The organism is Labedella gwakjiensis (assembly GCF_003014675.1).
GTDB classification, from domain to species: domain Bacteria; phylum Actinomycetota; class Actinomycetes; order Actinomycetales; family Microbacteriaceae; genus Labedella; species Labedella gwakjiensis.
Genome location: NZ_PYAU01000001.1, coordinates 3,426,101 through 3,445,000 on the forward strand (window position 1 = coordinate 3,426,101; position 18,900 = coordinate 3,445,000).

At 69.2% G+C, this 18,900-nt stretch carries 16 protein-coding genes and 2 tRNA genes; 3 read left to right on the plus strand and 15 right to left on the minus strand.

The genetic code is table 11. The annotated features are described in order from the left end of the window. Window positions 1-33: 33 nt before the first annotated feature. From nrdR to CLV49_RS16130, 6 genes are all read right to left on the minus strand, one after another. Entirely contained in the window at window positions 34-510 is a 477-nt protein-coding gene (gene nrdR / locus CLV49_RS16105) for a transcriptional regulator NrdR (RefSeq protein ID WP_106564445.1), read from the minus strand. A gap of 12 nt (window positions 511-522) precedes the next feature. Then, complete coding sequence (gene hisD, locus CLV49_RS16110; RefSeq protein WP_106564446.1) at window positions 523-1,842, minus strand: histidinol dehydrogenase; 1,320 nt, start codon at window positions 1,840-1,842, stop codon at window positions 523-525. 83 nt (window positions 1,843-1,925) lie between these two features. Beyond that, window positions 1,926-3,707 carry a hypothetical protein gene (locus CLV49_RS16115; protein ID WP_127054243.1) on the minus strand — a complete coding sequence of 594 codons (1,782 nt, stop codon included), beginning with the start codon at window positions 3,705-3,707 and terminating at the stop codon, window positions 1,926-1,928. Between the two features lie 406 nt (window positions 3,708-4,113). After that, a tRNA-Ile gene (locus tag CLV49_RS16120) sits at window positions 4,114-4,187 on the minus strand. A gap of 6 nt (window positions 4,188-4,193) precedes the next feature. Further along, complete coding sequence (locus CLV49_RS16125; protein ID WP_243696525.1) at window positions 4,194-5,450, minus strand: glycosyltransferase; 1,257 nt, start codon at window positions 5,448-5,450, stop codon at window positions 4,194-4,196. Between the two features lie 149 nt (window positions 5,451-5,599). Next, entirely contained in the window at window positions 5,600-6,469 is an 870-nt protein-coding gene (locus CLV49_RS16130) for a DMT family transporter (protein WP_106565174.1), read from the minus strand. 102 nt (window positions 6,470-6,571) lie between these two features. On the opposite strand from CLV49_RS16130, the gene def reads away from it, so the two are divergent. Next, window positions 6,572-7,138, plus strand: coding sequence for a peptide deformylase (gene def, locus CLV49_RS16135; RefSeq protein ID WP_106564448.1), 567 nt, complete (start codon window positions 6,572-6,574; stop codon window positions 7,136-7,138). Between the two features lie 95 nt (window positions 7,139-7,233). Here def and CLV49_RS16140 read toward each other — a convergent pair. From CLV49_RS16140 to dusB, 5 genes are all read right to left on the minus strand, one after another. Then, window positions 7,234-7,306: transfer RNA gene (locus tag CLV49_RS16140), tRNA-Asn, on the minus strand. 49 nt (window positions 7,307-7,355) lie between these two features. Then, on the minus strand, window positions 7,356-8,216 hold the full coding sequence (locus tag CLV49_RS16145) for an ATP-binding cassette domain-containing protein (protein WP_158261997.1): 861 nt from the start codon (window positions 8,214-8,216) through the stop codon (window positions 7,356-7,358). A gap of 33 nt (window positions 8,217-8,249) precedes the next feature. After that, a complete protein-coding gene (dnaG, locus tag CLV49_RS16150) occupies window positions 8,250-10,103 on the minus strand; it encodes a DNA primase (RefSeq protein ID WP_106564450.1) in 1,854 nt (617 codons plus the stop codon). A 10-nt stretch (window positions 10,104-10,113) separates the two neighbouring features. Then, on the minus strand, window positions 10,114-11,409 hold the full coding sequence (locus CLV49_RS16155; protein ID WP_106564451.1) for a deoxyguanosinetriphosphate triphosphohydrolase: 1,296 nt from the start codon (window positions 11,407-11,409) through the stop codon (window positions 10,114-10,116). Beyond that, window positions 11,399-12,574 carry a tRNA dihydrouridine synthase DusB gene (dusB, locus tag CLV49_RS16160; protein WP_106565175.1) on the minus strand — a complete coding sequence of 392 codons (1,176 nt, stop codon included), beginning with the start codon at window positions 12,572-12,574 and terminating at the stop codon, window positions 11,399-11,401. Before dusB ends, CLV49_RS16155 begins: the two co-directional genes overlap by 11 nt. Before the next feature lie 127 nt (window positions 12,575-12,701). On the opposite strand from dusB, the gene CLV49_RS16165 reads away from it, so the two are divergent. Continuing rightward, window positions 12,702-13,151 carry an aminoacyl-tRNA deacylase gene (locus CLV49_RS16165; protein ID WP_106565176.1) on the plus strand — a complete coding sequence of 150 codons (450 nt, stop codon included), beginning with the start codon at window positions 12,702-12,704 and terminating at the stop codon, window positions 13,149-13,151. A gap of 125 nt (window positions 13,152-13,276) precedes the next feature. On the opposite strand, the gene CLV49_RS16170 is transcribed toward CLV49_RS16165, so the two are convergent. From CLV49_RS16170 to recO, 3 genes are read right to left on the minus strand one after another with little or no spacing between them, the layout of a single operon-like run. Continuing rightward, window positions 13,277-13,975, minus strand: a complete 699-nt coding sequence (locus CLV49_RS16170; protein WP_106564452.1) for a DsbA family oxidoreductase — start codon at window positions 13,973-13,975, stop codon at window positions 13,277-13,279. Between the two features lie 28 nt (window positions 13,976-14,003). Beyond that, window positions 14,004-14,819 (minus strand): isoprenyl transferase, encoded by an 816-nt coding sequence (locus CLV49_RS16175; protein WP_106564453.1) that lies wholly within the window; start codon window positions 14,817-14,819, stop codon window positions 14,004-14,006. Then, the gene (gene recO / locus CLV49_RS16180) at window positions 14,816-15,553 is read right to left on the minus strand and encodes a DNA repair protein RecO (protein ID WP_106564454.1); all 738 of its coding nucleotides are present in this window, start codon (window positions 15,551-15,553) and stop codon (window positions 14,816-14,818) included. The genes CLV49_RS16175 and recO overlap by 4 nt, the downstream gene beginning before the upstream one ends. Before the next feature lie 126 nt (window positions 15,554-15,679). Between recO and CLV49_RS16185 the strand changes: the two genes are divergently transcribed. Further along, a complete protein-coding gene (locus CLV49_RS16185) occupies window positions 15,680-16,339 on the plus strand; it encodes a trimeric intracellular cation channel family protein (RefSeq protein ID WP_106564455.1) in 660 nt (219 codons plus the stop codon). A gap of 3 nt (window positions 16,340-16,342) precedes the next feature. Here CLV49_RS16185 and CLV49_RS16190 read toward each other — a convergent pair whose 3' ends face one another. Beyond that, the gene (locus CLV49_RS16190; RefSeq protein ID WP_106564456.1) at window positions 16,343-18,724 is read right to left on the minus strand and encodes a PhoX family protein; all 2,382 of its coding nucleotides are present in this window, start codon (window positions 18,722-18,724) and stop codon (window positions 16,343-16,345) included. Window positions 18,725-18,900 lie beyond the last annotated feature (176 nt).

Here is an 18,900-nt window from a genome sequence, read left to right on the forward strand (position 1 = left end):
GGGCTCCGGGGTAGGGGGGACGGCTGGACCGGTTCACTCCACGCGGCGAGGACGCTCGTCGCCCGCATGCTCGACGCGCAGGAGGGTGATCGCCTCCTCGAAGTCGTCGAGAGAGTCGAAGGCCTGGTAGACGCTCGCGAAGCGCAGGTAGGCCACTTCGTCGAGTTCGCGCAGTGGCTGCAGGATGGCGAGCCCGATGTCGTTCGCATCGATCTGAGCGGAACCGGTCTGCCGGATCGTCTCCTCGACGCGCTGCGCGAGGACGGCGAGATCGGAGTCCGTCACGGGGCGTCCCTGGCACGCCTTGCGGACCCCGCTCACGACCTTGTCGCGGCTGAAGGGCTCGACCACCCCGCTGCGCTTGATCACTCCCAGGCTGGCGGTCTCGGTGGTGCTGAATCGGCGGCCGCACTCCGGGCATTGGCGTCGGCGTCGGATCGAGAAGCCATCGTCACTCGTGCGCGAGTCGATCACTCTGGAATCGGGGAACCGGCAGAAAGGACAGTGCATGGTGGGCCTCCGTCAGTCCGCGTGGGGTGGGGTGAATCGGGCCGTGACGGCTTCGCCGTGCGCCGGAAGCGCCTCGGCGAGGGAGAGCGCCACGATGTGGTCTGCCACCTCGGAGAGCGCGGGACCGGAGTATCGGACGATCTGCTGGGGCCGCAGGAATGTGAAGGCACCCAGACCGGAGGCGAAGCGGGCTCCTCCCCCTGTCGGCAGCACGTGATTCGAGCCGGCCAGGTAATCACCGAGACTCACCGGCGAGTGTGGGCCGACGAAGACCGCGCCGGCCGAGTGGATGTCCGACAGCAGGGCATCGTTGTCGGCCACCTGGAGCTCGAGGTGCTCCGGTCCGTACACGTTGCTGAAGGCGGCTGCGGCCGATAGATCGTCGACGAGGACGACCGCCGATTGCGGGCCGGCGAGGGCCGTTCTCACGCGCTCGCTGTGCGCCGTGCCGGCCGCCACGCTGGGGAGGACCTCAGTGACAGCGCGCGCCAACGTCTCGGAATCCGTCACGAGGAGGGACGCGGCCGCTTCGTCGTGCTCCGCCTGGCTCACGAGGTCGAAGGCGACCAGTCGAGGGTCGGCTGACTCGTCGGCGATCACCAGGATCTCGGTGGTTCCGGCTTCGGAATCGATGCCGACGAGTCCCTTCACGAGGCGCTTGGCGGCCGCTACGAACACGTTCCCCGGCCCGGTGACCACGTCGACCGGGCTGAGACCGATGCTGGGGACGCCGTGCGCGAACGCACCGATGGCCCCGGCTCCGCCCATGGCGTAGATCTCGGTGATCCCGAGGAGACCGGCGGCGGCGAGGATCGTGGGGTGGACACCACCGCCGTGCTCCTTCTGGGCGGGAGAGGCGAGTGCGATGGAACGCACGCCGGCGACGATCGCCGGCACTGCGTTCATCACGACGCTCGACGGGTAGACCGCCTTGCCGCCCGGAACGTACAGACCGACACGATCGACAGGGTGCCAGCGCTGCTCCACGACCGCACCGTCGCCGAGCATCGTGCGAGAAGCTGCGGGAACCTGCGCAGAGGAGGCCGCGGTGACCCGCCTGATGGCCTCCTCTAGGGCGGCGCGTACCGCCGGGTCCATGGAGCGGACCGCATCGTCGATGTGCGATTGCGGCACACGCAGCGCGAGGGGTCTCACGCCATCGAAGCGCTCGGACTGCTCGACGAGCGCGTCCTCGCCGCGTTCTGCGACGTCGTCGATCAGGGTCCGGGCGGAGGAACTGGCGACGGCGACATCGACGACCGGTCGAGGGATGAGCTGGCGGAGGGCGAGAGTGTCGAGCGTGCGCCCGCGGAGATCGATGGACTGCATCATGGCCCCCTCAGCCTACCGGGAGCACCGGCCCATGACGTCGCCCCGGGAACGCGCTGTGGGCGGCCTCCCGGGGCGACGGACGATCAGCCGCGTGTGAGGTCGTCGACCGAGCGGAGCAGTCCGACGCGACCGTCGTCCGCTCGGATGACGAGTCCGCCGTGGTGCTCGCCGACGGCGAGGGCCCAAGCCGTCGGGCCGACCTCGAAGAGGGGCGATCCGTCCGACATGTCGACGACCTGACGGTTCTCGGGGGCGAGGACCCAGTACGGGGCGAAGACCGCCGGAGCGGGCGGCTCCTCCGCCGGTGCGGCCTCGACCGCGGGCTCGGACGCAGCGAACTGCACGGCGGGCTCGCCCTCGACTCGTTCTGATGTGGATGGTTCGACGCCGGTCGTCTGCTCCCGGAGGATCGTCGACTCGTCGATCGGCTCGTACGCCGTCGTGGGCGTCGGCGTGGAGGCGAGCGATGCGGACGGGGACGGGTCTGCGGAACCACCGGACGCGAGATCGGGGGTGTCTGCGTCGAACACCGCCCGGGGGTCCGGCTGGCCGGCGGCAGGCTCGGCGACGACGGCGTCCTGAGCGCGCGCGTCGGTCTGATGAGTCGTCGCCGGGGCTCCGGACTCCTGCTCGTACGCTGCCGGGGTTCCCGGCCACGGCTCGGAGGTCTCCTGCGGCCAGCCGCCGGTCGCTGTCTCCGCGTAGCCCCCTGCCGTCGATGCGGTCGGGGCAGGCCACGAACCCGACTGCTGGTTCTGCGCTCCGTCCCAGGGCTGCTGCGCCTGCGGCTCGGGCTTGGGCCGCTGCGGCACGGCCTTCGGGTCGCGAGCCAGCGGATGCGCCTCCGATTCGGAGCGTCCCTGGAAGTCGGCGGAGAACGGCGGGATGCGGTTGCCGAAGGTCGTGACGGCGATGGCGGCGAGCGACACGACGAGACCGAGGATCGGGCCGGCTCCCGGTGTGAAGCCGTTGACCGAGCCCCCGAGCCAACCCACGAGTCCGAGGATGAGGAAGATCGCGCCGAGGTGGAACCCGGCGCTGGTGATCGCCGCTGCAGAGGCGAATTGATCGACCGAGAGGGAGCCGACCCGCCAGCGGACGGACGGCACGGTGCGCCGGAGCACGACGAGAGCAGCTGCGGCGACGAACAGGAGCGCGCCGGGGATCACGAGCCACGGTGCAGGGCCCCAGAGGTTGGAGTAGCCGACGTACGACGCGTACTCTCCTCCGACGAGCGGGAGGAACGACGCGATGAGGAGGAGGACCCCGAGGCCGGCGACGATGGTCTCGCGGAGGCTGAACGGTCCGACACCGTAGGGCTCGCCGTTCTCGTCCGTCCGCGGTCTCCGCTGCTTCGGCTGCGCGGCGGCATCCGGGTAGCCGGACGGCGCCACGGGCTGCCCGTAGGGAGCGTGCTGGCCCGTCTCGTTCGGATGGGAGGACGACGAGGGGCCGAACGGCTGCTGACCGTACTGACCCTGCTGCCCGTTCTGGCCCTGCTGCCCGTACTGGCCCTGCTGGCCGTACTGACCTGGCTGGCCGTACTGACCTGGCTGGCCGTACTGACCTGGCTGGCCGAACTGATCGGTGTAGCCGGCCGGTGCCGTCGCGGAGTCCGGGTAGGCGTACTCACCCGGCTGCCCGTAATGTCCCTCGGCCGAATGCTGGGACGGACCGGCGTACTCACCCGGTTGGCCGTACTGACCTTCCGGAGCGGCACCGGTGTTGTGCGTGTACTGGCCCGGCTGGCCGCTGGGCTGTTGTCCACCGGACTGGTTTCCGCCCTCCACGTCTCCCCCGCTCGGAGCGCCCTGGCGACCGTTCGGGTCCTGCCATTCCGGTGTGTTCTGGTTGTGATCGGTCATCGTCATCCCTCACTCGAGCTCGCGCACGGTTCCGATGGTCTTCGTCTCCGCGACCCCCGATTCGTCGAATCGGTCGTCGGCTGGTCTTCACCCTAACCGGCGGCGCCGACAGCGCGACGAGACGGTCGTTGTCCTCACGCTACAAGCTCCACGTCGGCGAGACAGGGGGTGGCGTTCGGCGCTGCCTGTTGCCGTAACCGATGAGGGGGACGCCCTACGTGCTCCACCCGAGTGGAACAGCTGGGCCGGACGGGAGGAACCATCCACTGCCTCACCCTGTCGGTGACCCGCGCGACCCGTCGCGCCCCTCGGCCGCGTCCTCAGGGGGCGACCGGACATCGGCGGCGAAGCGGCCACCGGGATGGTGTTCGTCGTGTCACGGACGCGCAGCCGGACGACGGACGAGTGGGGCGTGTGGGGCTTGAACCCACGACCGACGGATTATGAGTCCGCTGCTCTGACCGACTGAGCTAACGCCCCGGGACCTCACGCCTCGCCGCGGGCCTGCTCCGGTTGGTGGTCCGCTGCTGCGTCCGGCACCGTCTCCCCACGATACAGACTCTCGAACGTCGACAGCGTCCGATTGATGTCGTGGGCCTGGATGAGGCGGAGGGACTCGTTCTTGAGGGCTTCGAGCCGCTCGGGCTCCGCTTCGAGGACGTCGGTGAGGCGGGCGGCGAGCTCATCGACGTCGCCCGGCGCGAAGAGGAACCCGTTCTCGCCGTCGTGAACGAGGTGCGGAAGCGCCATGGCGTCGGCGGCCACCACGGGAAGACCAGAAGCCATCGCCTCCATGGTGGCGATGGACTGCAGCTCGGCGATCGAGGGCATCGCGAAGACCGTTGCTCTCGTGTAGCTCGCGCGCAGCTCCTCCTCGGTGACGTATCCGGCGAAGGTGACCCGATCGGCGAGCCCGAGCTGCTCGGCGAGGACCTCGAGATTGCGCTTCTGGTCGCCGCCGCCCACGATGGTGAGCTTGGCGTCGAGGTGCTGAGGCAGTCGGCCGAGGGCACGGATGAGGACGTCGATGTGCTTCTCGCCCGTCACACGGCCCACGAAGAGGATCCTGTTCTCGGTGCGCGGCGCGAAGCTCGGCGTGTACATGTCGGCGTCGATACCGCAGGAGATCGGGATGACGCCCGTGAGGCCGGTGTTCTTCTCGAGGAAGTCGGCGGCTCGACGCGTGGGTGTCGTGATCGACTCCGCGAGACCGAGGATGTCGCGGGTCTGGCCCCAGGCCCAGCGGAGGAGGGCACCCCGCGTCCACTTCGGGACGACGGTGAACTCCATCATGTTCTCGGGCATGAGGTGGTTCGTCGCGACCACGCGAATGCCGCGCTTGGCCGCCTGGATGCTCAGACCGCGCCCCACGATGAGGTGCGAGTTGGAGTGCACGACATCGGGTCGGACCTCGTCGAGGATCTTCGCGGCATTGTGCTGGATGACGACGGGGAGCGCGAAGCGGAGCCAGTCGTGCGGAAGCCACCGCACGCTGAAGAGCCGGTGGACCGTCATGACCGCGCCGTCGTGGGTCTCCTGGAACGTGCCGTGCTTGCGGGACGCGGCCGGCGCGACGATGTGCACTGTGTGACCACGCCGGACGAGGCCGGCCGCGAGGCGCTCGACGAAGCGTGCGGCTCCGTTGACGTTCGGCGGGAAGGTGTCGGCACCGATCAGGATCGTGAGCGGCTTCTCGGGCTGTTCGCGATCGTGAGACGGGGTCGTGCTCGATGAGTCGGACAAAGTGGGATGATCCTCCGGTATCGGCCGGCACGCCGTTCGCTGGCCCTCTGGCGGTGTCTGGCGGTGCCGGTCTGCGGTCGTCCCAGTGTAGCCGCCGCGAACGGATCAGCCGTGGTCTCGATCGGCCCGGCGTGCCGGGACGATCGGGCTCAGACCTGGAGCTGGGGGTGATGGCGCGCGAGCTGCAGCACGCCCCAGACGGCGAGGGCTCCGGCGATGACGAAGCCGATGACCGCCCAGAGCGGAGCACCGGCGGCCTCACCGAGGACCACGATGCCGATCCCGATCGCGACCATCGGGTCGATCACCGTCAGGCCGGCGATGACGAGGTCCGGGGGCCCTGAGGAGTAGGCGTTCTGCACGAAGTAGGCGCCGAGCGCAGCGCCCGCGAGGAGCGCGACGCCGCAGAGGATCGTGAGCCACTCGACGTTGCCGTTCTGGACACGATTGATGATGACTTTTGCGAGAGTCGCCACGAAACCGTAGATGAATCCCGCCGCGACGATGTAGAAGACGGCTCGGGTGCGGCGACGCTGGAGGAGGAAAGCCGCGCCGAAGACGGCGAGGACGACGGCGAGGAGCCCGAGGATGACGACGAGGTTGTCGTCGGTGACCTCCTTCTCTCCTGCCACCAGGGCCGCGATCGTGACGAAGAGTCCGACACCGCCGACGCACGCGACGATCGCTCTGACGGATGCTGTGTTCAGGCGCACCCCGTGCGTCTTCGAATTGATGATCGCGGTGAGGACGAGGGCGATCGCGCCGAGAGGCTGGACGATGATGAGCGGCGAGAACGCGAGAGCGCCCAGCTGGAAGACGACAGCGAGACCGAGCATGAGAGTGCCGAGGACCCAGGACGGCCGGGTGAGCAGTGCGGAGAGCTGAGCGAGATTGAGGCCGGACGAGGTCGTGCCGCCGCTCTGCGCCTCCACCTTCGTGACACCCCGGTGCTGCAACTGCGCCCCGACCGAGAGGAAGACCGCTCCGATGATGGCGAGCGGGATGCCCGCGAGCTGCATCGGGTCCCTGACGAACTCGTCGGTGATGTCGGTGAGGTCGTCGAGTGGGGCGAGAAACACGGTGCGAGCCTACCCTCGGCCTCCGTTCGTTAGGCTCAGCGAATGGCTGTTCTCCCGATTCGCATCTCCGGCGATCCCGTGCTCCACTCCCCCGCGTCACCCGTCGAGGCCGTCGACGACCGCATCCGAATGCTCGTCGCCGACATGTTCGAGACGATGGACGCCGCACCCGGTGTCGGACTCGCGGCCCCGCAGGTGGGCGTTCCCCTGCGCATCTTCGTCTACGGCTACGCGGACGAGGAGGGCGCCCCGTGGCGCGGTGTCGTCATCAACCCCGAACTGCTCATCTCGCCACCGGAACCGGGCGACCCTGACGAGGACGACGAGTCCGAGGGCTGCCTGTCGTTCCCCGGCGAACGGTTCCCCCTGCGGCGCAGTGATCGTGCCGTGATCACGGGGACTGACCTCGATGGCGCTGCCGTCCATCTCGATGTGACCGGTTGGCGCGCCCGAATCCTCCAGCACGAGTACGACCACCTCGACGGCACGCTCTACGTCGACCGGCTGCAGCACGCCTATCAGCGCACGGCCGACAAGATCGAGCGGAAGCGCGGGTGGGGGAAGCCCGGTTCGAGCTGGACGCCGGGAGTCGACGACCTCGACGCGTGAGCTGATGAGCAGGGGAAGACGAAGAAAGGGCCCGTCATCGTGGTGACGAGCCCTTCTTCACAGCCATCGGTCGTCGATCCTGACCTACACCGTTGCTCCTCGACTTGGACTCGAACCAAGAACCTATCGGTTAACAGCCGATTGCTCTGCCAATTGAGCTATCGAGGATCATCCCTGAGGACTCGACTACTCTAGCAAAACTTCACGGGACGCCAAATCACGTGATCGATCCCCCGATGGTGCGTCCGGGACGGCGGCGGGACGGGCCGATGGCGTGCGCCAGAGCGGTGAGATACGGGTGCTCGGCCGACTCGAGCAGACCGTCGACGGTTCCGACCCCGACCACGCTGCCGCTGTGCAGCGCGAACACGCTGCCGCGGAGGGCGCGGACGAGGTCGATGTCGTGTGTCACGAAGACCGCAGCGAACTCACCGGCCTGCCGGCGGCGATCGACGAGGTCGGAGACGGCGGAGCGAACGGAGATGTCGATGCCGGCGGTGGGTTCGTCGGCGATGAGGATCTTCGGGTCGAGCGCGAGGGCCCGCGCCAGCGCGACACGCTGCCGCTGACCTGAGGAGAGTTCGAACGGGTACTTGCCCATGGCGCCGAGGGGCAGCATCAGTTCGTCCATGAGCGTCGCCACCCTCATGTCGAGGGACTTCCGGTTGTACCGACGGTCGCGCTCGAGGATGGGGGCCGCGACGATCTCGGCCGCTGTGCGCTCGGAATCGAGCGTGTCCGCTGCGTCCTGCCGGAGGAACGCCACGTCGAAGTCGAAACGCGGGAGGTCCCGGCGACGGAGCCTGCGCACCGATGATCCGTTGACGCGGGCCTCTCCGCCGACGATCTGCGGCACGGTGTTCTGCCCGGAGGGGCGGAGGTGGTCGGCGGCGAGGACACGCAGGAGGCTCGACTTCCCCGACCCGGACTCCCCCATGATGGCGACGACATCGCCCCAGTCCACGGACAGCGAGACACCGTCGACGGCGCGGTGCGCCCCGCTGATGCCGTGGGCGGGGAAGTCAACGCTCACGTCGTCGACGACGATGGCGCGCAGGTCAGGTGAGGAAGGCGTCACACGTTCCATCCTGCACCCCCTCGCACCCTCACGTCACGCCACGCCGCTCTGAAGCCGACGTCGCTCGTCGCCGAGGGCCACGAGGCGCCGCTGCAGGTCGCGGGAGGCGTCGCGGTCCGTCGGGTCGCTGCGCTGGATCATCCGCCGCAGCTCCGCCTCGCGCTGCAGGAGGTCGCGTTCGACGAGCGACGTGGTGATGCCGCGGACGTAGCCGGCGAAGCGGTCGCCGTCGCGTTGAGGGATCGGCGCCACCGCGAGCTGCCGGACGAAGGGACGATACGGCTCCGGGAGGGACTCGGCGACACGCAGGAACCACTCGGGTGTGCCGAAGAGGTCCATGCTCGCGGCCAGTGCGTCGCGGACGAGCGCCAGGGTCGGGTTGTCGATCCGGGTGTGGATTGCCGACTCCACCAGTTCACGGCCGACGAGGTCGGGGTGCTGAACGATCGCCATGAGGGCATCTCGCTCGAGTCGCGTCGCGGGATCCGACGGGAGGTCACGGAGGGACGCCGCGCGTTCGACGACGGGGACGACGCTCACAGGGTCCTGAAGAGTGGGACCGGAGCTGCGGCGGGAGGCTGCGTTCACAGCCCGTGTGACCTCGTCGAGTTCGACCCCGAGCCGGCCAGCGAGCACGCGCGCGTAGCCGGGGCGGAGTGACGGGTCACGGATGTCCGCCACGATTGGGGCGGCCTTGCGCAAGGCGGCGACGCGACCCTCGACGGTGTCGAGATCGAAGTCGGCGAGCACCTGGCGGATGACGAACTCGAACATCGGCTCCTTGGAATCGATGAGGCCGCGGACCGCCCCGTCGCCGTGGGCGAGGCGGAGGTCGCACGGGTCGAGACCATCGCGTCCGATCGCCACGTAGGTCTGCGCCGAGAACCGCTTCTCTTCGCTGAATGCCCGCAGTGCGGCCTTCTGGCCGGCCGCGTCGGGGTCGAAGGTGAAGATCACCTCTCCCCCGCTCGAGTCGTCGCCCATGATGCGCCGGAGGACCTTGATGTGATCGACGCCGAACGAGGTGCCGCACGTGGCGACGGCGGTACCGACACCCGCGAGGTGAGCGGCCATGACGTCGGTGTAACCCTCGACGACGACGACGCGGTGCCCCCGGGAGATCTCGCGCTTCGCGAGGTCGAGCCCGTAGAGGACCTGCGCCTTGTGGTACACCGGCGTCTCCGGTGTGTTCAGGTACTTCGGGCCCTTGTCGTCGTCGAGCAGTCGCCGTGCACCGAACCCGACGGTCTGCCCCGTCACGTCGCGGATCGGCCAGATGAGACGACCGCGGAACCGATCGTACGCACCCCGGTCGCCCTGGGAGACGAGTCCGGAGGCGAGGATCTCCTCGCGTGTGAACCCACGGCCCTGCAGCATCTTCGTGAGCTGATCCCAGCTCTGCGGGGCGAAGCCGACGCCGAAGCGTGCGGCCGCTGCGGCATCGAAGCCACGCTCCCCGAGGAAGCGCCGTCCCGGATCGGCCGCCGCCGTGTGCAACTGCTCCTGGAACCACTGCTCTGCCGCGGTGTTGGCGGCGAGCAGTCGTGCCCTGTTGGGTCCGTCCTCGTCCGCACGACCGCCGTCCTCGTAGTGCAGGGTGAAGCCGATGCGGCCCGCAAGACGCTCGACCGCCTCCGTGAACGTGACGTGATCGATCTTTCGGAGGAAGGAGATGGCGTCGCCCGATTCGCCGCAGCCGAAGCAGTGGTAGAAGCCGACCTGCGGGCGCACGTGGAAGCTCGGGCTGCGCTCGTCGTGGAAGGGGCACAGCCCCTTCATCGAACCGACACCGGCGCTCTTGAGGCTCACGTGGTCTCCCACGATGTCGGCGATGTTCGTGCGCGACTTCACCTCGTCGATGTCGCTCTGTCGAATCCGCCCTGCCATGACGTGAATTCTAGCCGTGGGCGAGGTCGCCCGGTCCCGATGCACCGGTGCTCAGGGGACGGCCGCGTTCGATCCACGCGATGACGGCCTGGTCGGTGAGACTCGCCACCTGGTCGACCACGACACGACGCCTGGCTATGTCGTCGGGGGCGGCCTCCCACTCGTCCCGGTGTCCCGTGTCGAGTCCGGCCCCGGCGGTGTCCCAGAGGGCGTCGGCGATCGTCGTGAGCATCTCGCGCTGCTGCGCGTACACCGGCTGACGCGGCTCGCTCGTCATCACGTATGCCCCGACGACACCCTTCAGGACGGCGATCTCCGCGGCCACGTCGTCGGGGACGACGACGTCGGCGCCGAAGCGGGCGAGGGATGAGTGGGGGAACGCCGCCCGCGTCGCGGCGACGGCTGAACCGGCGAACCGGCCGATCATCTGGCTCGTGAAGTTCTTGAGCTTCGCGAGGTCTCGTCTGGACGCGTCCCAGCTCGTCATCCAGACGTCGAAGCCGGCGAGGCGATCGAACGCGGCCGCGAGGTCGTCCGGAGAGAAGCGGGGTCCGTTCCAGTCGCGGATCGCGCGGATGAGGGAATCGTGTCCCGCTCGCGCGTTGAGGAAGGCCGGATCGATGAACTGGCCGACGACGGCGTCCTCGAAGTCGTGGACCGAGTAGGCGATGTCGTCCGAGAGATCCATGACCTGGGCCTCGACGCACGGCTTCCGCTCGGGCGCCCCTTGCCTCACCCAGTCGAACGCGGCGCGATCGTCCTCGTAGAAGCCGAACTTCTCCCGCCCGCCGGGATCGGGCAGCGACGACGACGCAGGCCACGGGTACTTGCAGCTGGCGTCGAGACTCGCCCGGGTGAGGTTGAGCCCGTAGCTGCGGTCGTCGTCTCCGAAGACCTTCGGCTCGAGTCGCGTCAGGATCCGCAAGGTCTGCGCGTTGCCCTCGAAGCCCCCGACGTCGCTCGCCCACTCGGACAGGGCGCGCTCGCCGTTGTGGCCGAAGGGAGGGTGGCCGAGGTCGTGGGCGAGGCACGCGGTGTCGACGATGTCCGGATCGAGGCCGAGGCTCGTCGCGAGTTCGCGACCCACCTGGGCCACCTCGAGGGAGTGGGTCAGCCGATTCCTGGCGAAGTCGAGGCCGGCCGTGGGCGACAGCACCTGGGTCTTCGCGGCGAGGCGACGGAGCGAACTGGAGTGCAGGAGCCGCGCGCGATCCCGTGCGAAGTCACTGCGACGCGATGAGTGTTCTTCGGGCAGCCAGCGTTCCGAGTCGAACGCCGTGTACTGCCCGTCCGTCTCAGCCCCCACTCGTGTCGAGCTCCGCCTCGGTCAGGTCGCTCGCCTCCTGTGTCGCGAGTGCGCGGGACGACAACCAGTTCTCGGGCAGGACGGGGCGCTTGGGCGTCCCCGCGCGGCCGCGGGGGCCCTCGGCGTCGGCACCCGGATAGGGCGCGTCGAGAGGAAGGGAGGCGAGGAGCTCGTCGAGCTGTACGAGCGACTCGACCATCGCGAGACGCGTCCGGAGATCGCCGCCGACAGGGTAGCCCTTGAAGTACCAGGCGACGTGCTTCCGGATGTCTCGGCAGCCGCGTTCTTCGCTGTCGAAGAACTCGGCGAGAAGCTCCGCGTGGCGCCGGAAGGTGGCCGCGACCTGACCCAGGTCCGGCCGGTACCGCGTGTCCGACCCCGTGAACGCCGCCGCGAGATCACCGAAGAGCCAGGGGCGTCCGAGGCAGCCGCGTCCGACGACGACGCCGTCGCAACCGGTCTCGTCCATCATGCGAAGCGCGTCCTCGCCCGACCAGATGTCGCCGTTGCCCAGGACGGGGACGGCGGAGATCGTCTCCTTGAGACGCGCGATCGCGCTCCAGTCGGCCTCCCCGGAATAGAACTCGCTCGCCGTGCGCGCGTGGAGCGCAATGCTCGAGACCCCGGCGCCCTCTGCGATGCGACCGGCCTCGAGGTACGTGAGATGGTCGGGATCGATTCCCTTGCGCATCTTGATGGTGAGGGGCACGCTCCCCGCAGCCGAGACGGCGTTCTCGACGATGTCGCGGAAGAGGTCGAGTTTCCAGGGGAGCGCCGCTCCCCCGCCCTTCCGCGTCACCTTGGGAACGGGGCAGCCGAAGTTGAGGTCGATGTGGTCGGCCCGGTCCTCGTCGACGAGGATGGACACTGCCTCGCGCACGGTCTTCGGGTCCACTCCGTACAGCTGGATGCTTCGAGGGGTCTCTGACTCGTGGTGAGTGATGAGTCGCATCGTCTCGGGCGTGCGCTCGACGAGCGCGCGCGAGGTGATCATCTCGCTCACGTAGAGTCCGGCACCGAACTCGCGGCACAGGCGGCGGAACGCCGTGTTGGTGATACCCGCCATCGGGGCGAGCACGACCGGCACGTCGAGCCGGAGCGGTCCGATCGTCAGGGGCGCGGGAGCGGGGCGCGTCGCCGGCCGCTCGCCTATCGTTGATTGCATCGTCATGTCCTCCCCATTCTCCCAGATCGGACACCAGCGGATGGCCCAGCCGAACGAAGACAGCCCGTTGAGCGGCGAGGGCCGCTCGGATCGAGCAGTCGAGAAGGTCCTGAGGGGCACAGAATCGATGCGCGCCCACGCCGACGCCCTCGGACTCGATGTCGACGTCGTCACGCGCCCGGCAGCGCGCAGCCTGGCCGAGGCTGCCGAAATGCTCGGCATCTCCCCCGGAGACATCGTGAAGTCGCTCGTCGTGCGCCGTTCGGACGGCGACTACCTGTTCGCGCTCGTACCAGGCGGACGGAAGATCGACTGGGCGAAGCTGCGGGCGGCCGTCGGCACCAATCGGCTGTCGCTCCCCGATGCCGAACAGGCGAAAGCGGCGACCGGCTACGAGCGCGGCACGATCACTCCGCTCGGGAGCACGACAGCCTGGCCGGTCTTCGCCGACGAGCGTGTGCAGGGACACCGGGTCGCGCTCGGCGGCGGCGCCCACGGACTCAGCACGTTCGTGGACGGGGACGCGTTGCTCTCAGCCCTCGACGCGACCGTCGCGGACATCACCGGCGAGGAGTGAGTCCGCCTCTCCTGCGGCGCTCGGTGTCGCTCCGGGAATGAGACACGCGTCGCCCTCGCATGCGTCCTGCGCGGGTGCGACGAAGGTGAATCCCCCGTCCGGAGCCGAGAATCCCGCGCCGACGCTCACGCTTCCGCTCCCCCGGACACCGGTACCGAGGTGCGCTCTCGATCGGCGTGCGCGAGAGCAGCGGCGAAGGTCGCCGGCTCCTGAGCGCCCGAGAGCGCCCATTTCCCGTCGATGACGAAGAAGGGGACGCCGTTGATGCCGAGCTCACTCGCCTGGCGCTCGTCGGCCATGACGTCGTCGCGGAACGTGTGCTCGTGGAGAGCTGTCGCGGCGGCATCGGCGTCGAGGCCGATCTCGGCAGCGAGCGACACGAGCTCGTCCGTGCGTCCGAGGTGACGGCCCTCGGTGAAGTACGCGCGCATGAGACGCTCGGTCATCTCGAGCTGGCGCCCCTGCGACGCCGCGAAGTGGATGAGCTCGTGAGCGAGCACCGTGTTGGTGTGCTGCAGGAGGTCGAAGCGGTACTCGAGCCCGACCGTCGCCGCGATCCCCGTCACGTGGTCGAGCATCTGCCGTGCCTGGCCGGCGTCGATGCCCTTGTGACGGGCCAGGTAGTCGGCCTCGTCGCCTTCGAAGTCCTCCGGTGTGTCGGGAGAGAGCTCGAAGCTGTGGAAGACCAGCTCGACGGCAGGAGCGTCGGCGGATGTGCTCTCGCGCCAGGCCGCCTCTCCCGCTTCGAAACGGCGCTTGCCGATGTAGCACCACGGACAGGCGATGTCGGACCAGACGTCGACGCGGAGGGTGTCGGAATTCATGATGTGCGCAACCTCCGTGCGCGGCGCGTTATTCCGCGGTCGATCCCGTCGGCTTGTCGACCGCTCCGCCGAACCGTCGGTCTCGGGAGGCGTAGATCTGCGCGGCCTCCCAGAGATCGGTCCGCGAGAAGTCCGGCCAGAGCGTGTCGAGGAAGACCATCTCGGCGTAGGCGCTCTGCCAGAGCAGGAAGTTGCTGGTCCGCTGCTCCCCCGAGCTGCGGACGAAGAGGTCGACGTCGGGCATGTCCGGCAGGTAGAGGGCGCGCGAGATCGTCTTCTCGGAGATGCCCGACGGCTTCAGCCGGCCTGCTTTGACCTCTTCCGCGAGGCCGCGGACCGCGTCGGCGATCTCGGTGCGACCGCCGTAGTTCACGCACATCGTGAGGGTCAGCGTCGAGTTGCCGGCCGTGAGGCGTTCCGCGTACTCGAGTTCGGAGATGACGGAGCGCCAGAGTCGCGGTCGACGTCCGGCCCACCGGATACGCACGCCCCACTCGTTGAGCTGGTCGCGGCGCCTGTGGAGGACGTCCCGGTTGTACCCCATGAGGAAGCGGACCTCGTCGGGCGAGCGGCTCCAGTTCTCCGTGGAGAACGCGTACACGCTCAGGTGCTTGACGCCCAGCTGCACGGCGCCGGCGACGACGTCGAGCAACGCGGCCTCGCCGGCGCGATGGCCCTCGATTCGTGTCTGGCCGCGCTTGTTCGCCCACCGACCGTTGCCGTCCATGACGATCGCCACGTGGTTCGGCACGACGCGCTTCGGGAGCTCCGGCGGGTAGAGACCCGTCCAGTCGAGCGGACGGTACGGCACGGCATCGCGGTGCGTGTACGGCTTCGGCGTCATGAGGTGATCTGCCTCCGGTCGAGGTGCGCGAGGGACCGCAGTCCCCGCTCGAGGTGCCATTGCGTGTAGGCGGCTGTGACTCCACTGGCCCGGCGGCGCACGGGGTCGGGGCTGTCGTCCGCGATCCCCCAATCGCCCGTGAGGAGGGCCGAGAGGAGTTCGAGGGTGTCGTCGTCGAGGCGCGGGCTGCCGGTGGGTGCGCAGTCGTCGCACACCACGCCACCCAACTGCACGACGGCGTGCGAGTGCGGTCCGGGCTTCTGGCACCGGGAGCAGTCGAAGAAGCTCGGTGCCCAGCCCGCGAGGGAGAGCGACCGCAGGAGGTACGCGTCGAGGATGAGAGCGGGGTCGTGGTCGCGTCGCGCGAGGGAACGCAGGGCTCCGACGAGGAGCAGGTACTGCTGGAGCTGCGGCTCGGAGTCCGTGAGACGGTCAGCTGTCTCGACGATCGCGTTCGCGGCCGTGTACGTGGGGTAGTCCGACACGATGTCCGCTCCGTAGGCCCCGAGTGTCTCTGCCTGGTTCACGATGTCGAGACTGCGGCCCTCGTAGAGCTGGAGGTCGGCGACCATGAACGGCTCGAGTCGTGAGCCGAACTTCGACGACGTGCGGCGGACACCCTTGGCGACGGCGCGCACCTTGCCGTGCTGCTTCGTGAGGAGCGTGACGATGCGGTCGGCCTCACCGAGCTTCGTCGTGCGCAGCACGACGCCTTCATCTCGGTACACGGGCATGAGTCGATTATCCCCGCTCCGCCCGACCGGAGGTCCGTCGCGCCGCGCCCGGCGCGGCGGATTCCCGGTCCGCCGTCGGCCCATCCGCTGGCGCAGGACCGAGCCGCACCGTGGCACGATGGTGCCGTGTCACCGCTCTTCACCATCCCGCTCTGGATCGACCTCGCGGCCGTCGCCGTCGGCGGCGTGCAAGGGGCGATGTTCGCCGCCCGCTTCACCGACAACCGGCTCGACCTCCTGGGCGTCGGGATCATCGGGATCGTCGTGGGACTCGGGGGCGGGTTCGGCCGTGACATCCTCCTCGGACTCCCACCAGCGGCGCTGCAGTCGAACGGCTACCTCATCGTCGCGACGGCCGCCGCTCTGCTCGGGATGCTGCTGCTCCGGGTCTTCTCGCGGCTCGGTCCCGTCATCATCGGTCTCGACGCGCTCACCATCGGCCTGTTCGGTGCGATCGGCTCGTCGAAGGCACTCGCGATGGGCCTGCCAGAGGTTCCGGCGATCTTCGTCGGCGTCGTCGCTGCCGTCGGCGGCAGTGTCGTGCGCGACGTCATGTTGAACCTGCCCGTCGCGCTCATGCACGTCGGCTCGCTCTACGCCGTGGCGGCGGGGGTGGGAACCGCGACGCTCGTCGTCGCCGCGAGCCTCGGCCTCCCTGTCGGCGCAGCGGCGATCGCCTGCGTCGTCGTGACCACGCTCATCCGCGTGCTCGCGATCAGCTTCGGCTGGAGCCTTCCGGAGCAGCGAGCGCTCTCCGGCTGGCAGACCTGGCGGCGACGCCGCTGACGCTCAGGCGTCGGTCGGCGCCTCGTCGGCGTCCGTCGAACGACCGGCGCGACGGGCGCGCAGTCCGATGGCCGCTGCCCCGGCCGCGACGAGCGCCGCAGCGGCGGCGATGACACCACCGGTCTCGGCTCCCGTGTTGGCGAGTCCGCCGCCCGCACCCGTTCCGTTCCCCGTGCCTCCGCCGTTGCCGACGCCCCCGCCCGGGGTGCCGGAGGCGGTCGGTGACGGAGACGCCGTGCTCGTGGGGCCGGCCGTCGGGGTCGCCGACGGCGTCGGCGTCGGGGTGGGAGTGGGTTCGGGCTCGAGCTGGACGGTCGGAAGCACCTGCACGACGGCTGGACGAGGTGCCGCGACCGCACCGACGAGTCGCGCGGACGGACTGTTCGCGTAGTCGGGGAAGTACGAGGTGGGGGCGGCGTACGTCCCGTCCTCCCCCGGGTGCTGAACGGAGACGAACACGTGCTGGTCGCGGTCGTGGATCACGGGCCCGCAGGTCTCCGCTTCGGCCGGGACGGAGAGGAACTGCTCGACCTTTCCGCGATCGGCTCCGTCGAGCGACACCTTGAAGAGTCCGTCGTTGTAGCCGATCCCGTCGGGCGCCCCGTCCGTCGAGATCCAGAGGTTGCCGACCGAGTCGAACGCGAGATTGTCGGGGCAGGAGATCGGCGACACCTGCTCCTGCGGGAAGCCCGAGAAGTAGACGACGTCCCCCTGGGAGTAGTCCCCGCAGAGCATGAGCAGATTCCACGTGAAGGTCGTGCCCGTCTGGTCTCCGCCGTCCTCGGTGATCTCGACGATGTGACCGTCGCGGTTCTGGAGACGGGGGTTCACCTCGGTGGCCCCCTCCGTGCCGGCGTTTCCGCGGTTGGAGTTGTTCGTGCAGGCCACGTAGATCTTGCCGGTGACGGGGTTCGGCTCCACGTCCTCGCAGCGGTCCATCTTGGTGGCGCCGGCGATGTCGGCCGCGAGTCGCGTGTGCACGAGGACTTCTTCGACGCTCATCCCGGAGATCGCCGACGCACCGGAGACGACGAGCGGGATCCACTGCCCGGTCCCGTCGAACGAGCCGTCGGACGGGACGGCGCCGGTGCCGGTGATCTCCTCGGACGGCGAGTCGCCCGTGAAGCGCGCGACGTAGAGGTCGCCCTCCTCGAGCAGCGTGAGGTTGTGTGCGCGGTCGCCCTCGATGTAGCTCTTCCGCGAGACGAACTTGTACAGGTAGTCGAAGCGCTCGTCGTCGCCCATGTACGCGACGACCTTGCCGTTCGGGGCCACGATCACGTTGGCGCCCTCATGCTTCAGGCGGCCCATGGCCGTGTGCTTGCGGGGCGTCGAGGTCGGATCGAAGGGGTCGACCTCCACGATCCAGCCGAAGCGGTTCACCTCGTTCTCGTATCCGGCGTTCCTCGCATCGAAGCGCGGGTCGTCGAGCTCCCACTGGCGCGCCGTCGCGGCGGACCCGAGGCCGTAGCGCTTCTCGGCCGCGCTCGTCCCGGCCGATCGGAAGTAGCCGTTGAAGTTCTCCTCCCCCGAGAGGATCGTTCCCCACGGGGTGGTTCCGCCCGCACAGTTGCCCAGCGTCCCGAGCACGGTGGTCCCGGTGGGGTCTGCGGTCGTCGTCAGGAGGGCCGAGCCGGCGGCCGGACCCGTCACCGTGTAGGGCGTGTCGATGAGGAATCGTCGGTTGTGCTCTCCCCCGCGGACGTACGACCAGGGGCGGTCGACGGCCTCGCGCTCGAGCTCGACGACGGAGAGTCCGTGCGCGGCTCGGCCGACGGCGCGAACTCGAGCTGCGTCAGCCGCGATCTCCTCCTCGGAGAACATGATCGTCTCGTTCGTGTACTCGTGGTTCACGAAGAGCAGCGCGCGGAGGCGGTCGGTCCCGGGAAGCTCGACGATGTCGGTGTAGTCGTTGTTGTAACCGAACTGCCCGGCCTGCGACGCCGCCGTCTGGTTCGTGATGTCGAACTCCGCGCTACTCGCGAAGAGCGGGTCGCCCCAGCGGATGATGGGCTGCCAGGAGAAGCCCTCAGGCACCGTGAACGCGTCGACCGTGTAGGGCACGGGATCGATGGGCGCGAAGGAGAGGGCCGAGGGCGCAGCCGCGGCGAACGGGCCGCCGGCCGTCGCGGCGGTGGCCGCGCCTCCGCGAGAGATGCCGAACGAGCCGGCGGCGACCGTGACGACCCCGGCGAGTCCGAGCCCGAGCGCCGTGCGGCGGGAGACCTGGGCCTGCACGATGTCGCGGAAGTAACTGTTGCTCGACGTGTTGCAGACTCCCGAGGCGCACGCGTTGGAGCACTTGAGCGCGCACGTGACCGCGCTCCGCTTCCCCTTCACGTGGCCGGCCATGGGGAGATCGATGCGTCGCAGTGAGGTGGTCATAACCTGGCTCTCCGTGAGTGGGCGGGGACTCTGACCACTCAAACAGGGCACAGGGAACGCCCAGTCGATCACGCATGACTTCCCCGGGAACCGCAGGTGAACAGAACGTGACGCACTGGGCGCTCTGCGGTCTCCCCTCTCCGAGCGAAACGGGCGGTCACCGGCGCGTGAGCACC

What these genes read in the sequence shown, in the direction of transcription:
- CLV49_RS16165 (WP_106565176.1), top strand. Translation starts at nt 12,702, where the DNA reads ATGCGCGCCCACGCCGACGCCCTCGGACTCGATGTCGACGTCGTCACG.
- CLV49_RS16115 (WP_127054243.1), bottom strand. Translation starts at nt 3,707, where the DNA reads ATGACCGATCACAACCAGAACACACCGGAATGGCAGGACCCGAACGGT.
- dnaG (WP_106564450.1), bottom strand. Translation starts at nt 10,103, where the DNA reads ATGGCAGGGCGGATTCGACAGAGCGACATCGACGAGGTGAAGTCGCGC.
- nrdR (WP_106564445.1), bottom strand. Translation starts at nt 510, where the DNA reads ATGCACTGTCCTTTCTGCCGGTTCCCCGATTCCAGAGTGATCGACTCG.
- CLV49_RS16175 (WP_106564453.1), bottom strand. Translation starts at nt 14,819, where the DNA reads ATGACGCCGAAGCCGTACACGCACCGCGATGCCGTGCCGTACCGTCCG.
- CLV49_RS16170 (WP_106564452.1), bottom strand. Translation starts at nt 13,975, where the DNA reads ATGAATTCCGACACCCTCCGCGTCGACGTCTGGTCCGACATCGCCTGT.
- CLV49_RS16130 (WP_106565174.1), bottom strand. Translation starts at nt 6,469, where the DNA reads ATGCAGCTCGCGGGCATCCCGCTCGCCATCATCGGAGCGGTCTTCCTC.
- hisD (WP_106564446.1), bottom strand. Translation starts at nt 1,842, where the DNA reads ATGATGCAGTCCATCGATCTCCGCGGGCGCACGCTCGACACTCTCGCC.
- CLV49_RS16190 (WP_106564456.1), bottom strand. Translation starts at nt 18,724, where the DNA reads ATGACCACCTCACTGCGACGCATCGATCTCCCCATGGCCGGCCACGTG.
- dusB (WP_106565175.1), bottom strand. Translation starts at nt 12,574, where the DNA reads ATGCAATCAACGATAGGCGAGCGGCCGGCGACGCGCCCCGCTCCCGCG.
- recO (WP_106564454.1), bottom strand. Translation starts at nt 15,553, where the DNA reads ATGCCCGTGTACCGAGATGAAGGCGTCGTGCTGCGCACGACGAAGCTC.
- def (WP_106564448.1), top strand. Translation starts at nt 6,572, where the DNA reads ATGGCTGTTCTCCCGATTCGCATCTCCGGCGATCCCGTGCTCCACTCC.